This is a genomic window from Ammonicoccus luteus (assembly GCF_050880385.1).
GTDB lineage: Bacteria > Actinomycetota > Actinomycetes > Propionibacteriales > Propionibacteriaceae > Enemella.
The window spans coordinates 82992-97071 of sequence record NZ_JBNZCI010000004.1; the positions used below are offsets into that span (position 1 = coordinate 82992).

General features: G+C 67.7%; 13 protein-coding genes. 3 read left to right on the forward strand and 10 right to left on the reverse strand.

Annotated elements, in window-relative coordinates:
• Nucleotides 1–3 precede the first annotated feature (3 nt).
• Nucleotides 4–2001 (reverse strand): DNA topoisomerase (ATP-hydrolyzing) subunit B, encoded by a 1998-nt coding sequence (gyrB, locus tag ACQ260_RS10400; RefSeq protein WP_432559703.1) that lies wholly within the window; start codon nt 1999–2001, stop codon nt 4–6.
• A 429-nt stretch (nt 2002–2430) separates the two neighbouring features.
• Here gyrB and ACQ260_RS10405 point away from each other — a divergent pair, with 429 nt between their 5' ends.
• On the forward strand, nt 2431–3549 hold the full coding sequence (locus ACQ260_RS10405) for a hypothetical protein (protein ID WP_432559364.1): 1119 nt from the start codon (nt 2431–2433) through the stop codon (nt 3547–3549).
• 94 nt (nt 3550–3643) lie between these two features.
• Here the strand turns inward: ACQ260_RS10405 and ACQ260_RS10410 are convergent, their stop codons facing one another.
• From ACQ260_RS10410 to ACQ260_RS10425, 4 genes are read right to left on the reverse strand one after another with little or no spacing between them, the layout of a single operon-like run.
• Nucleotides 3644–4345, reverse strand: coding sequence for a hypothetical protein (locus ACQ260_RS10410; RefSeq protein WP_432559365.1), 702 nt, complete (start codon nt 4343–4345; stop codon nt 3644–3646).
• Entirely contained in the window at nt 4342–4866 is a 525-nt protein-coding gene (locus ACQ260_RS10415; protein WP_432559366.1) for a hypothetical protein, read from the reverse strand. Before ACQ260_RS10415 ends, ACQ260_RS10410 begins: the two co-directional genes overlap by 4 nt.
• On the reverse strand, nt 4863–5477 hold the full coding sequence (locus ACQ260_RS10420) for a hypothetical protein (protein WP_432559367.1): 615 nt from the start codon (nt 5475–5477) through the stop codon (nt 4863–4865). Before ACQ260_RS10420 ends, ACQ260_RS10415 begins: the two co-directional genes overlap by 4 nt.
• Nucleotides 5474–6859, reverse strand: coding sequence for a hypothetical protein (locus ACQ260_RS10425; protein WP_432559368.1), 1386 nt, complete (start codon nt 6857–6859; stop codon nt 5474–5476). Before ACQ260_RS10425 ends, ACQ260_RS10420 begins: the two co-directional genes overlap by 4 nt.
• A 73-nt stretch (nt 6860–6932) precedes the next feature.
• Between ACQ260_RS10425 and ACQ260_RS10430 the strand changes: the two genes are divergently transcribed.
• Together ACQ260_RS10430 and ACQ260_RS10435 are read left to right on the forward strand one after the other, a co-directional pair.
• Nucleotides 6933–8279, forward strand: a complete 1347-nt coding sequence (locus tag ACQ260_RS10430) for an AAA family ATPase (RefSeq protein ID WP_432559369.1) — start codon at nt 6933–6935, stop codon at nt 8277–8279.
• Complete coding sequence (locus ACQ260_RS10435; protein ID WP_432559370.1) at nt 8276–9337, forward strand: tetratricopeptide repeat protein; 1062 nt, start codon at nt 8276–8278, stop codon at nt 9335–9337. The genes ACQ260_RS10430 and ACQ260_RS10435 overlap by 4 nt, the downstream gene beginning before the upstream one ends.
• A gap of 17 nt (nt 9338–9354) precedes the next feature.
• Here ACQ260_RS10435 and ACQ260_RS10440 read toward each other — a convergent pair whose 3' ends face one another.
• From ACQ260_RS10440 to dnaN, 5 genes are all read right to left on the reverse strand, one after another.
• Nucleotides 9355–9933: a DciA family protein gene (locus ACQ260_RS10440; RefSeq protein WP_432559371.1), complete on the reverse strand. Its 579-nt coding sequence runs from the start codon at nt 9931–9933 to the stop codon at nt 9355–9357.
• Nucleotides 9926–11083: a DNA replication/repair protein RecF gene (gene recF / locus ACQ260_RS10445; protein ID WP_432559372.1), complete on the reverse strand. Its 1158-nt coding sequence runs from the start codon at nt 11081–11083 to the stop codon at nt 9926–9928. Before recF ends, ACQ260_RS10440 begins: the two co-directional genes overlap by 8 nt.
• Before the next feature lie 271 nt (nt 11084–11354).
• Nucleotides 11355–12230, reverse strand: a complete 876-nt coding sequence (gene gnd / locus ACQ260_RS10450; protein WP_432559373.1) for a phosphogluconate dehydrogenase (NAD(+)-dependent, decarboxylating) — start codon at nt 12228–12230, stop codon at nt 11355–11357.
• 100 nt (nt 12231–12330) lie between these two features.
• Nucleotides 12331–12828: a hypothetical protein gene (locus tag ACQ260_RS10455; RefSeq protein WP_432559374.1), complete on the reverse strand. Its 498-nt coding sequence runs from the start codon at nt 12826–12828 to the stop codon at nt 12331–12333.
• Between the two features lie 77 nt (nt 12829–12905).
• Nucleotides 12906–14069, reverse strand: a complete 1164-nt coding sequence (dnaN, locus tag ACQ260_RS10460; protein WP_432559375.1) for a DNA polymerase III subunit beta — start codon at nt 14067–14069, stop codon at nt 12906–12908.
• Nucleotides 14070–14080: the final 11 nt, after the last annotated feature.

Sequence of the window (14080 nt, forward strand, 5' to 3'; positions counted from 1 at the left end):
GTGTCAGATGTCCAGGAATCGAACATCCTTGGCGTTGCGCTGGATGAAGGTCCGGCGCATCTCGACGTCCTCGCCCATCAGGATCGAGAACATCTCGTCGGCGCGCGCGGCGTCCTCGAGCGTCACCTGCAGCAGGATCCGGTTCTCCGGATTCATCGTGGTCTCCCACAGGTCGTCGGCGTCCATCTCACCCAAGCCCTTGTAGCGCTGAATCGGGTTGACCTGCGGCAACTTCTTGCCTGCCTCCTGACCCGCCTTGACGAGCGCATCCCGCTCGGCATCCGAATAGGCCAACTGATGCTCGGCGTTCGTCCACCGCAGCCGGAACAGCGGCGGCTGGGCGAGATAGACGTGACCGTTGTCGATGAGCGGCTTCATGAACCGAAACAGCAGCGTGAGCAGCAGGGTGCGGATATGGGCGCCGTCGACGTCGGCATCAGCCATCAGCACGAGCTTGTGATAGCGCAGCTTGTCGAGGTCGAAGTCGTCCTGCATGCCGGTGCCGAGCGCGGTGATGATCGCCTCGACCTCCCGGTTGGCGAGAATCTTGTCCAGCCGTGCCTTCTCGACATTGAGGATCTTGCCGCGGATCGGGAGGATCGCCTGGGTCCTCGGGTCACGCCCGTTGCGGGCCGAGCCGCCGGCCGAGTCGCCCTCCACGATGAAGAGTTCGCACTCCTCGGGGTTGGTGGACTGGCAGTCCTTCAGCTTGCCCGGCAGACCGCCGGACCCGAGCAGCCCCTTGCGGTTGCGGGCCAGATCGCGGGCCTTGCGAGCGGCGGCACGCGCTGTCGCCGCAGCTTGAGCCTTGCGGACGATCATCTTTCCTTCGGACGGGTTCTGCTCCATCCAGTCGGACAGAATGTCGTTGACCGCGCGCTGGACGAACGACCGCGCCTCGGTGTTGCCGAGTTTCGTCTTCGTCTGGCCCTCGAACTGGGGCTCGGCCAATTTCACCGAGATGATCGCGGTCAGCCCTTCGCGGATGTCCTCACCCCCGAGCCGGTCCTCCTGCTTCTTCACCATGCCCCAGGCCTCGGCCCACTTGTTGACCGTATAGGTCAGCGCCGAGCGGAAGCCCTCCTCGTGCGTGCCCCCCTCGTGGGTATTGATGGCGTTGGCGAAGGTGTGGACCGATTCCGTGTACGCCGTCGTCCACTGCATCGCCACCTCCAGCGACAGGCCCTGGGCATCGTCCTCGGTCTCGAGATTGATCACGGTGGCGTGAATCGGCTCGCCCTTGCCACGGGTGTTGAGATGTCGGACATAGTCGATCAGGCCCTCGTCATAGCGATAGGTCGCCGCGTGCTGTTTGCCGTCCTCGTCGACCTTGTCCTCGCGCTCGTCGGTGATCTTGATCGTCAGGCCCTTGTTGAGGAACGCCATCTCCCGGAAACGGGTCGAGAGGGTCTCATAGGAATAGTCGGTGGTTTCGAAGATGTCGGGCGAGGCATAGAACGTCACCCGGGTGCCCGTCTCGGTCCGTTCGGGCCCCTTCACGAGCTCACCGGTCGGCACGCCGAGGTGGAACTCCTGGGTCCAGAGGTGACCGTCGCGCCGGACTTCGATCGTCAGCTTCTCGGAGAGCGCGTTGACCACCGACGCACCGACACCGTGCAGACCGCCGGAGACCTTGTAGCCCCCATCGCCGAACTTGCCGCCCGCATGCAACTCCGTATAGACGAGCGTCACCGCCGGAATGCCCTTGCCGGCGTGGGTCTCCACCGGGATGCCGCGACCGTTGTCGCTGACCGAGATGCCACCGCCGGCGAGGATGCGCACATCGATGGTGTCGCAATAGCCCGCTAGGGCTTCGTCGACCGCGTTGTCGACGATCTCATAGACCAAATGGTGTAGGCCGCGCTCGCCGGTCGACCCGATATACATCCCCGGGCGCTTGCGAACGGCTTCCAAGCCCTCGAGCACTGTGATGGCCGACGCGTCATAGACGCCTTCCTCCACCAGATGCCGCTTCTGCCGCTCCGCCTTCTCCTCGACCATCGCCGACTGCTCCGCTGTGATTCCAGGGGCCGCGTCGGGAACCGGCACGTCCGCGACGACTTCCTGGTCGCCATCCGGGGAGAGCGAGTCCGGGCTCTGCGTCATGGGCATCCTTCCGATCACAGGGGTGGGGGCCAACCTGGGCCAGTCTACTGGGTTTCGCCGGAGAATCAGAGTTGGCGAGGGCTGCTGTCCACAAGAAATGCCATTCATTCGCCCATAACGGGCTGTCGCAGCGTCCAGCGGGGGTGGAATAGTTCCCCTATATGGCCCCCGGGGCCACCAGGCCGCCAGAGGGCGATTCCGTCGCTCCCGGCAGGATCCGGGGAAGCCCCAATCAGACCCACGACCGTGCGCTCAAGCACACGCCACCGGGGTATATCCTCATATCTGGTGTGATCACGAATGCTCCGGGAGGTGGCGGACTAGATGGGCTGGATTCTGGCCATCGCCGTGTCACCGGCGCGCACGTGGGCCGCTCGCGCGCCCTTGGCCTCCGGCCCCGCCGAACCAGAGCTGATCCGCCTTGCCCCCGTGACTCTCACCCATGAGCCGGCCCCCGGTGCACCCGAGTCAGAACCCGAAGTGCCGAGCTCAGTCGTGGCCGGACCGGTTGCCGAGGACACGGCGGACGACTCGCCCGCACCGGTCGCGATCCGCACCGAAGGCATGCCCTCGGCCGTCTGGTCCGACGGCGAGCGCACCCTCGTCGGCGTCGCCGCCCTGGACCAGGCAGGTCTCCACCCCGAGGGCTTGGTCCTGGATCCGTATGCGTTGATCTCCGGCCAAGGCCCCGACAGCCCACATCCCGTGGCCGACGGGAAACATGACCCCGTCGAACTGGTGGCCGCGCTGCTGCGTGAGGCGTACCAACTGTCGGTCGACCACGTCGGCTCCCCACCCGACCGCACGCTCGTCACCCACCCCGACGGGTGGACCGGCGAGCAGATCCTCACCCTGCGTCGAGCGGCCGACCGGGTCGGCATCCGGCTCGATCCGGTGCCCGAACCGATCGCGGTGGCGGCGGCATATCGGGCGTTCGGTGGGGAAGGTACGCGGCTGCTCATGCTCGATGCCGACCGCAACACGGCCTCCGCGCTGGCCCGGATGGGCAACATGTTCATCGTGCTCGGCACCGCCGGAGCCGATGACAATCTCGCGGCTCCCGACGTGCTGCCCCGCCTGGCGAACGAAGCACTCGAACAACCCGGTGTGCGCCGCGAACTCCTCGACGACGTGCTCGTCACGGGAGAGTCGCTCGAAGCAGGCCTCGCCGATATCGGCACCACCCTTCTGCGGCGACCGGCCACCGAACTGCCGTCGTGGGTGCTCGCGCCGGGTGCGCTGCACTACGACCGCTCGCTCCACGAGGTTCCCCCCGAGCCGGCACCGGCGCCCCCGCCGCCACCACCACCGCCGCCCCCGGTGCCGCGGATCAACCACGCAGCGCCCGCGAAAAAGAAGCGCCTTCAGATCGTGCCGCTGCTGATCCTCATCCTTGTGGTGCTGGTGCTCGCGGAGTTGCTGTTCATCTATTGGCCGTTCTGAACTGAATTGATGCGGCGGACGACCCCGCACCCTCGTGCTCCGCAAAGTCTCTGCCGAGCCGGGTACGTGCCCCGTCACCGAGGCTCGTGCTCAGTCAGTTCCAAGGCCCTTCGGGGAGCACTGTCACCGGCACCCAGAAACCCATCGACTTGCCGTTGGGGGCGGTGTCCCAGGACTTGTCGGTAAAGCCCTGGTTGATCCGGTGTGCGGCATAGCTCTGCTCACGGACGCCGACGAACACGTGGCTGGTGGGTTCCCATTCCGCGGGCAGCTCGCCGCTCACCCGGACGGGCAGGTCGGACATGCCCGGGTCGAGTTGACTGCTCTTGACCGTGACGAGCTCCCCGTCAGGTCTGCGGACCATCGCGTGGAAGTCCCGACCGCGATAGATCCAGCCGTCGGGCAATGCGATCACGCCGGCCCGATAGAGAACCAGGCCCTCCTCGGTCGTGTTCGTCGCGGTGCCATACGCCCTCAATTCCCACGTGGGCTCGTCACTGCTGAATTCCTGCTTGGGCTGGAACCGCACTTCCGCCCGTTCCATGCGGAGGGTGAACGAGCCCGCGTCGAGGCTGGTTCCCGGCGGGTACGCCTGCACCCGATCCCGGCGGCGTTCGAACCCACCGCCGGCCCAGATCGTGCCCAGCACGAGAATCAGCACCGCCAGGATCACCAGCAGCGCCATGTCGCCACCGGGGCGCCGACGTTGGGGCGCTCGCCACGCCGGATCCAGCGGCTCGGGATCGAGTCGGATGCCGGGAGGATTGGAGTACGCGGAACCGAGGGGCGTGGTCATCTTGGCTCTCCCGGGCGCAGCACTTTGCTGCGATAAAGGCGGTCGGTCTCGAAGGTGAGCCGGATCCCCATGAGGTGGTCCGCCTCCGTCTGGGGGATCTCGAACATGATCTCCCCACGCGTCGGGACGCCCGGTGCGAACTCGTGACAGCTGAACGAGGCAGGCCGCCCGACAGAGGCTTTCGTGGTGTACTCCCACTTCTTCCCATCGCGGCCGAGCAACTCCATGTGGCAGAACGACTCGGGCTCGGGCACCGTGGCCTCGAACGTGGTGATGATGAACGTCGCGCCGGGCGATGCGGACTTGGTGGCGTACTCCCCCGACACCTCCCGGCTCTGGTGCATCGCGAGGATCCGGATCTCCACGCCGTCACCGGTCACCGCGCTCACACCCGGCGGCAGCTGCACCCCGACGGCCGTCTGGTGCATGGTGGCATAGAACACCCAGCCGGCGATGTAGGTCGCACACAGCATCAGCACGATCCACAGCCCCAACCAGGCACGCGGCCCCCGCCGGCTCACGCGAGCGCCGCCATGTTCTCCGGCGGCAGTTCGAGCATGTCCTCGACTCCGACCGCCCGGAGTTCCGCCGCCCGCGCCTCGTCGATGCCGAGGTCGACCACGGCCCGGGTGCGATAGCGGAACGTGGTCTCCACCTGCGCGATGGTCACCCGCAACCCCTCCAGACGATCGGGGTCGACGTCGAATGCGACCGTCCGCTCCTCCCAGAAGCCGGTCGCCACCTGCGGTGGACGCCCGGCGGCCACATCGGTGGGGACGTCGTCGGAATAGCGCGCAGCGAGCTCCGACATGTCGTTCGCGCCGGTCGTGTGGAACTCTCCCCGCAGTCGCACCACGATGAAGATGCCGTTGGCCACCCGCTCGTCGGTCGCATCCGCGACCCGATAGGCGGACCCGACCGAGAGCACACTCGCGCGTACGCCATCCACGTCCACCACGTCACCCACGCCCACATTGACGTTCTGGAACCGCGTCCCCCAGGCATCCGGACCGAAATAACGATCGAACAGGCCCTCCAGGCCGCCCGCCGCCAGGAGCACCACGAACGCCACGATCACCGCAGCGATGTTGCGGCGGGTCAGCCGACGCTTCACAGCCGTGATGCGGTTCATGACTCCGCCACCCGGGCAGGACGAGCGCCGGAATCCACGGGGGCGACGCCGGCATACCGCTGGGCATTCGCCGCCTCCGCGCGCGAACGGAAGAACAGCAGGCATTCCCGCAGCGCGACCGCGAGCAGGCAGACCCGAAGGGGCTCGAACGGCAGATCTCTGGACAGGTCGATGAGGACGTCCCAGGTGTACCAGAAATCGACCGTGTGACCGCCCATCGCCCGGGTCATCAGGCTGGAGAACACGTCCGACATCCGGGTGATCGCGAGGTGGAGGAAGGCGAAGGCGGCCAGGAAGAGCACCCCGGCATGCAGGACCAGGCGCAGGGACTGGAACGTCGGGACGTACTTGTCGTCGATGTCGCCGAGGAACACCTCCTGGAACTCCAGCCAGGCGCGGCGTTGGGTGGCCGAGCCGGCCCTGCGGGGGCCGGTGGACTTGCGGCGCGCGAGCTCGCGGGCGGCATCCGCGGTGCGCGTGCCCTTGCGCCACAGGTCGGCGAGCGACAGCACGTGGGAGCCGTAGATCAGCGCGGCGACGGCCAGCCAGGCGAGTGGCTGACCGATGACGTCCAACAGGAACGGGAACACACGCTCGCCGAGGAAAGCGCCGACGACCTTGATGATCGCGGGCAGGTTGATCTCGACGACCGCGAGCACCGCGGCGAGGCCGTCGACCCAGGTGTCGATCCACTGCGAGAGCGCACGGTCGAAGAACCAGTCCTTGAGGTAGGTCAGCAGGTGTCCACCCGACAGCAACAGACTGAGCATGAAGAAGGCCTCGACGAAGGCGGCGAGGAGCCCCAGAACCCGCCAGCCGGTCGCGTCGTGGACGAGGTCGAGAATGCGCCGGATGACGTACGCCCCCGCGACCACCGCGAGGACGATGCCCACCTGCTGCGCGGTCTGCGGCGCGAGCTGTGACGCGAGAGTCTTGCCGGAGAGGACGCCGGTCTGGACGAGCGAGCTGACCATGAGCTCCTGGGCCCGCTCCTGCACGAACCCGAACGCGGCATAGATGCCGAGAAACGGGAGCAGTGTCAGCGCCAACAGCCGCGAGATGCCCTCGTCACGGTCGTCGGCGGGCGCGTCATCGGGGAGCAGCCGGCGGATGCCGAGCTCCGCGCCGACGAGCCGGAGCTGCAGGACGATCGCACCGAGGACGAAGACGAAACCGGTGGAGAACACGACCAGCGCGATCCAGGGGTGCTCGTAGGAGATCGAGGCCCCGATGCGCAGCGCCGCGCCATAGCCGAGCCAGCCCAGCAACTGGAGGGCCACCAGCTGCGGGAACAAGCGCACGAACATCCGGACGGTGTCCACGGTGAGCACCCGGAGATACCGCCAGAACTCAGCGACCGCGTCGGTCAATGCGCCTGCCATCGGGGTGGATCATAGGCAAGGACGGGGGCGCGAGCAGCAGCCAATGGACGGCGCGCTGGTTAGCATGGGTGACATGCCCAACCCCCTGATCGAGTCGCTCCTGCACGCTGTCGAGGCGCGGCCGACCGATGTGCCCCTGCGGCTGCATCTCGCTGAACTGCTGATCCAGGACGGGCGCGGTCCCGAGGCCGTGCAGCACTGCGCCATCGCCCTCCAGCACGACCCGACCAGCACCCAAGCGCACGCTCTCATGGGCCGGGCATTCGCGCAGCACACTCCGGCAAGCCAGCAGCCCGAGCAGCACACTGCCTCACGCGAGGAAGCTGGGCCGACGGCCGAGGTGCCCCCGAGCGGACCTGCGGCGTACGCGAGCGATCGCGAAGACCAGGAACCGTTCAACTGGTCCGTCGCCGAGGAACAGTTCACTGACGGGCCCGGGCCGATGTTCGTGACCGACGAAACGAACGACAGCCAGCCGACGGCGCACCCCATGGCCGAGCAACTCCATGACGGGCCCCCGCAGCACATCCCGCCCGAGGACGTGTGGGAGGTCGAGAGGGCCGGGATCACGCTCGCGGACGTGGGCGGAATGCAGCACGTGAAGGAGCGCCTCGAGATCTCGTTTCTCGCGCCGATGCGCAACCCGGAGTTGCGCCAGCTCTATGGCAAGAGTCTCCGCGGTGGCCTCCTGCTGTACGGCCCGCCGGGTTGCGGAAAGACGTACATCGCCCGCGCGATCGCCGGCGAGATGGGCGCCGGCTTCATCAACGTGACGCTGTCGGACGTGCTGGACATGTATATCGGGCAGTCCGAGGGCAACCTCCACGACCTGTTCGAACTCGCCCGCCGCTCTGCGCCGGCAGTGCTCTTCCTCGACGAGATCGACGCGATCGGCCACAAACGCACCCAGAGCGGGTTCAACAGCCTCCGCAACGTCGTCAACCAGCTCCTGCAGGAGCTCGACGGTGTCGGTTCCGACAACGAGGGCGTCTTCGTGCTAGCCGCGACGAACACGCCGTGGGACGTGGACCCCGCCCTCCGACGACCGGGGCGCCTGGACCGCAGCGTGCTCGTCCTCCCACCCGACGAACCCGCCCGCGCCGCCATCCTGCAACACAACCTCGCCCGCCGGCCGGTCGAGGGGATCAACCTCGCGAGGCTCGCCCGCGACACCCGCGGGTTCACCGGCGCCGACCTCACCCACCTGTGCGAAAGTGCGGCCGAGTTGGCGATGATCGATTCGGTACGCTCCGGCCGCGCCCGGATGATCGGGATGAAGGACCTCGCCACCGCGCTCAAGCAGGTCCGGCCGTCTGCGCGGCCGTGGTTCGACATGGCGCGCAATGTGGTGACCTATGCGGATCCGAGTGGGGAGTACGCCGACCTCGCCGCGTATATGAAGCAGAACAAACTGCTGTGAGCGACCTCGGTCGGCAACTCCAGCGCGCCAACGAACTGGTCAGTCTGGGCCGGGACAGTCAGGCGATGGATCTGTTGCTGCAGCTGCTGCGCACCCATCCCGGGGAGTCCGGACCGATCGAGGTCTGCCTGGCCCGGGCCCATCTCGTGGCCGGGCGCGCCGAGGAGGGTCGCGAACACGCGCTGCGTGCCGTGCGCGCCGCCCCGAGCGACTATGGCGGACACCTGCTGTTGGGCATCGCCCTGCACATGCTGCAACGGCCGGCCGAAGCGGTCGAGCCGTTGACGGTGGCAACCCGCCTCGATCTCGACGATCCGGATGCACCCCAGCGGTTGGCGCAGGTGCTGACAGATCTGGGGCGGTTGACTGAGGCGTACGCCGCCGCCGGCGAGGCCATCCGCCGGGACCCACACTCTGCCAAGAACCACTTCGCCATGGGCTATGTGCTGCACGAGTCGAATCCGGCGGAGGCGATGCGGGCGTACCGCACTGCCCTCGAGCTCGACCCGCACCACAGTGGCGCCAAGCACAATCTCGCCGGAGTGGCGATCCAGGGTGGGGACTGGGCGACGGGTACGCGCGGCATGGCCGCCGTGCTCGCCGACAGCCCGCAGGCCCAGAGCCCCGTGTTCCTGTTCGATCAGCGACTGGTGAGCGTGCTCGCGTGGCTGCACTGGCTGATGTTCGGTGGAGTCATCGGTTATGGCATGGCCGCGTCGGTGCATCCGGCCGGGGCATTGGTGTGGGTGTTGGCGCTGCTCGGTGTCGGCGCAGTGATCGTCCTGCGCGGGACCAAGACGCTGCGGGCGTCACTGCCGCAGGGAGGAGGTCGCTATTTTGCGGGCTTCCCGAGGCGCGAACGCATCGCCGCAATCTGGGGCGGTCTGCTCGGAGCCGGCTGGCTGTGGCTGCTCGGCTCCGCGATCACCGGCCTGCTGGTCACCGACGGCCAATGGGCCGGCCTAGGCGCCATTGTCTTCCTGTTCCTCGGCTGGATCCTGAGCTGGGTTCGCGTACCCCTCGCGCGGCGCCGCGCCGAACGCATCCGGCACGGATAGGGCTGCGCGCTCGTCCGCTAACCGTACGTGTCCCGCGGGCCCCGGCCCTTCACCGACCGACGCCCGTGCTTCCAACTCGGTGCATCGGGGCCCTTCACCATGACGCGGGTGACCGAACCGTCCCCGAGCTCGCCGTTCAGCCGTGCGACGAGTTGAGGTGCGAACATTCGGAGCTGCGTTGCCCATGCCGTCGAGGTGGCGCGCACGGTGAGCACGCCGTCGGCAAACGCCTCTGGCGCGGAATGGTCCGCGTTGACCGGCCCCACGAGCTTCGGCCAGTTGCCGAGCAGCAGGTGGATGTTGACCTGCGTGTTCCAACCCTTCTGCTCCACCAACCGATCGAGGGCCGCGCCGACAAGCATCGGGTCCCGGTCATCGGGATGCGCCCCGGAGGACTGCGGTCCGGTCGGGCGGGGTGGTTTGCGGCGACGTTTGCGTACGCCCGGGCGCGACTGCGCCGACACCGACGCCGCGATCTGCCGGGCCAGGTCCACACCGGTGGGGTCGTGCTCCTCGCCGGCGGCCGCGAGCTCGGCGGAGCGCTCGACGGGCTCATTGGAGGGATCGCGCTCCCTCGCATCAGTCGGCTCACTCATCACGCACCTCCAGATCCATGGCGTCAGGGTGCACCTCACCCGCGGCAACCCGGAACCGCCGTCCGGCCAGGACGTCCGGCACATCGGCCCCGACAGCGGCGGTCACCAACACCTGCTCCGCCTCGACGACCCCCGCCGCCAACCGCTCGCGCCGCGTCGCATCGAGTTCGGCGAACACATCGTCCAACACGAGCACCGGTTCGATCCCATCCGCCCTCAGCAACTGGAAGGACCCGAGCTTCAGGGAGAGCGCGAAGGACCAGGATTCGCCGTGGGAGGCGTAACCCTTCGCCGGGAGGTCCCCCAAAGAGAACACCACGTCATCCCGGTGCGGTCCGACCAGGGAGACACCGCGGCGCACCTCGTCCGCCCGATTTTCGGTCATCGCGGTGGCCAGGGCGGCCGCCAGCCCGGCGCGGTCGCGGGCGTCGCCAAGTTCCACCGAGCACCGATAGTCCGCGACGGCAAGGTTGTTGGTGGGGGCGATGCCGGCGTACGCGGCCGCGGTGTGCGGCATCAGATCCGCCAGCGTGTCCAACCGGGCCTCCAACAGTTCGCTCCCCGCCGCGGCGAGCTGGGAGTTCCAGACCTCGAGTGTCGCGTCGGCGTACTCATCCACCGGGCCCTGCCGCCCCGCCATCGACTTCAGCAGGCTGTTGCGCTGCCTCAGAATGCGGTCATAGTCGGCGCGCACGCCGGCCATCCGCGGCCAACGGTTCACCACGAGCGCATCGAGAAAGGCCCGCCGCGCCGCGGGATCACCCTTGATCACCGACAGGTCTTCGGGAGAGAACACCACGGTCCGGAGCATCCCGACGAGATCACGTGGCCGCGGGAGCGGTGACCGGTTGAGCCGCGCGCGATTCGCCTTGCCCGGGTTGATCTCGATCTCCAACAGGATGCGGCGATCGTCGACCAGGCCCGCGCGTACGCCGGCCCGCACCACCGCCCGCTCCGCACCCGCCCGGACCAACGGGACCTCCGACGCGACCCGGTGCGAGGTGAGCGTGGACAGGAACTCGATCGCCTCGACCAGGTTGGTCTTGCCCTGGCCGTTGGCGCCGACGAAGACGGTCACCCCGTGAGTCAGCGCGACATCGACGCTCGGATAGGAGCGATAGTCGGCGAGCGAGAGGTGATCGACATACACGCCAAGGAAGTCTAGGCCGGGTTTCCGGGAGTCGCCGGAGCGTGCGGCGGAGGCTCGGCCAAGCGGGTTGCGAGTCGGTGGCTCGATGCCGTGTGGTTGGGGTCCCTGGCAGTCGACCTCGCTGCATGGCGCGTCACTCTGCATCCTGACTGCGACCTAGTGACACGCATGCGCGTCGGAGAGTGGACGTGGCGATGCAGGGTGAGGGCCCGTGTTGCGAGGTGGAGGGCCGTGTCACCGAGTGTCTGGGTGTCCTGGTTGCGGACCGGCGTCACCGTTCCTTGATCGCGTGGCCACCGAACTGGTTGCGCATCGCGGCGATCATCTTCATGGCCGGCGAGTCCTCCTGGCGGGAGGTGAAGCGGGCGAACAGCGAACTCGCGATCGTGTGGACCGGAACCGCCAGATCGATGGCTGCCTCGACCGTCCAGCGACCCTCGCCCGAGTCATCGGCATAGCCACGGATTCCGTCCAGGTGTTCGTCGGCATCGAGCGCGTTGACCGCGAGATCCAGCAGCCACGACTTCACGACCGATCCCTCGCGCCACGACCGGAACGTTTCCCGGACATCGGTCACGTGCTCGGCCGCCTCGAGGAGCTCCCAGCCCTCGGCATAGGCCTGCATGATGGCGTACTCGATCCCGTTGTGGACCATCTTCGTGAAATGTCCGGCGCCGTGGCCGCCGGCGTGGACATAGCCGAACTCGCCCTCGGGCTTGAGTGCCTGGAAGATCGGCTCGAGCACGGCGACGTCCTCGGCATCACCGCCGACCATGAGCGCGTAGCCCTGCTGCAGACCCCAGACACCGCCCGAGACGCCCACATCGAGATAGTGCACCCCGTTGGCGCCCAAGCGTTCGGCACGCGGGATGTCGTTGCTCCACCTGGAGTTGCCGCCGTCGATGACGATGTCCCCCGGACTCAGGTGCTGAGCGACGTCGTCGATCACGGAGTCGACAATGCGATCGGGGACCATGATCCAGACGACCCGCGGGCTCTCGGTCAGCTGAGCCACCATGTCGGCGGTGCTGGCGCTGTCCGATACCTCGGGATTGGTGTCATAGCCGATGATCGTGTGGCCCGCCCGGCGCAACCGCTCACGCATGTTGCCGCCCATCCTGCCCAGTCCGACCAGTCCCATTTGCATAGCGTGCTCCTCACTCGGGATCCCGCCTCACACGATATGACGAAGGCCTGGTCGACGACACAGCCCTTGCCCGAAGTTGCCGAGCCGGGACGTCAGGATCTCACTCGCAGTTGTCGCACACTCCGGTGGACGGCAGCTCGACGAAACAGGTCGGGCACAGCGGCCGACGGCGTTCCGCCGGCTTGACCGTGCGTTTCGGGCTCGTGCCGCCCCTGCTCGCGCCCGTGTTCGAACCACTGTTGCTCGAACCGAGGGATCGGGTGCGCGGCGACCGGCTCGAGGAGGTCTTGGCACGGGGCACCTTCGCCCCATAGGACTCATAAACCGATTGCCGGGCGGTCGGGTCGACCTTGCTGTCGGGATCGTCGACCAGCAGGCTGAGCGCCGGCTTGCCCGCTTCGCGGCACCGGCTGCCGACCTCCCGCAGCACGTCATCCAGCCACACCGCGAAGGGCATGTCGGTCAGGATCCCGGAGCGGCGTTGGACCTCGGCGCCCAGGTCGGCGTACTCGATCGTGCGGCCATAGCGGCCCGCAACCTCCGTGAGGATCTCCGTCGCTCGCAGGGTCCATTCCCGGTCCGCGTCTGCGACGCTCACGGGGCGATGATCGGTTGCTTGCCAAATACCCTGCGCCACGTGGTCCTCCTGGTTGCTCCCTGGATCAGGGTAGAACGTCAGCCCGGCAGCCGCATCAACATGATCACGTGGCGATAATCCAGCAGTTGATCGCCGTCGAGCTCGGCCAACCCGGTGATGAGGCACGGTTTGCCAGGGGCAGTGAATGAGAAGTGAGCGAAGGGCGCGTCCAGCACGCTCAAGGCGTCCAGCAGGTAGGTCGGGTTGAAGCCGGCGGCGGTGATGGGGGGCTCGCCACCGGAGAGGTTCTCCACCGCGGCCGAGATCGCCTCCGACGCCTGCGCCTGATCACCCGTTGCTGCTTCGAGGACGACCGAGTCCTCCTCGATCATCATCCGCAGCGAAGTGTTGCGCTCAGCGACGAGGGCCACACGCTTGGCGGCGGCGATCAGTTCGGCGGTGTCCGCGCGGACGGTCAGGGCAGGCTGGATGTTCATGAGGTGGCGCACCTTGGGGAAGTCCCCGTCGAGCAGGCGTGTGGTCGTTTCGCGGACGCCACCGGTGCCACTGCCCGAGAAGCCAATGATGCCGTCCGTGCCGGCGCCGGAGCCGGCCATCGACACCGTCACGGCATCGCCGGAGGTCATTGATTTCGCCGTGTCGGCGAGCACTTTGGCGGGGACGAGCGCGGCACCGCTCGCCTGTGGGCTGTCGGGCTGCCAGGTGATCTCCTTCAGCGCCATCCGATAGCGGTCGGTGGCCAGCAGCGAGATTGTGTCGCCGTCGATCTCCATGCGTACGCCCGTGAACACGGGCAGAAGCTCGTCTCGGCCGGCCGCCACGACGACCTGGCTCACGGCCTCGGCGAAGTCCGCCGATGCGATGCGACCGGCGGACTCGGGCATGGTCGGCAGCGCCGGGTATTCGGCGACCGGAAGGGTCTGCAGCGTGAACCGGGCCGATCCACAAACGAGTTCCATGCGGGAGTCGTCGGCAGAGATCTCGACTGGCTTGTTCGGCAGGGAGCGGGAGATGTCCGCGAGCAGCCGGCCGGAGACGAGCGCCTCGCCCTCGTCGGCCACCTCGGCGCGCACACTGATCTGGGCGGAGGTCTCGTAGTCGAAACTCGACAGGACGACACCATTGGAGTCTGCGCGGATCAGCAGACCGGCGAGGATCGGGACGCTGGGCCGATTCGGCAGACTGCGCGCAGCCCACGCCACGGCATCGGCCAACACGTCACGCTCGAGGCGGATCTTCACCATTCCTCCTT

Coding starts and splice junctions, on each gene's coding strand:
- gyrB (WP_432559703.1), bottom strand. CDS start 2,001: ATGGTCGAGGAGAAGGCGGAGCGGCAGAAGCGGCATCTGGTGGAGGAA.
- ACQ260_RS10405 (WP_432559364.1), top strand. CDS start 2,431: ATGGGCTGGATTCTGGCCATCGCCGTGTCACCGGCGCGCACGTGGGCC.
- ACQ260_RS10410 (WP_432559365.1), bottom strand. CDS start 4,345: ATGACCACGCCCCTCGGTTCCGCGTACTCCAATCCTCCCGGCATCCGA.
- ACQ260_RS10420 (WP_432559367.1), bottom strand. CDS start 5,477: ATGAACCGCATCACGGCTGTGAAGCGTCGGCTGACCCGCCGCAACATC.
- ACQ260_RS10425 (WP_432559368.1), bottom strand. CDS start 6,859: ATGGCAGGCGCATTGACCGACGCGGTCGCTGAGTTCTGGCGGTATCTC.
- ACQ260_RS10430 (WP_432559369.1), top strand. CDS start 6,933: ATGCCCAACCCCCTGATCGAGTCGCTCCTGCACGCTGTCGAGGCGCGG.
- ACQ260_RS10440 (WP_432559371.1), bottom strand. CDS start 9,933: ATGAGTGAGCCGACTGATGCGAGGGAGCGCGATCCCTCCAATGAGCCC.
- gnd (WP_432559373.1), bottom strand. CDS start 12,230: ATGCAAATGGGACTGGTCGGACTGGGCAGGATGGGCGGCAACATGCGT.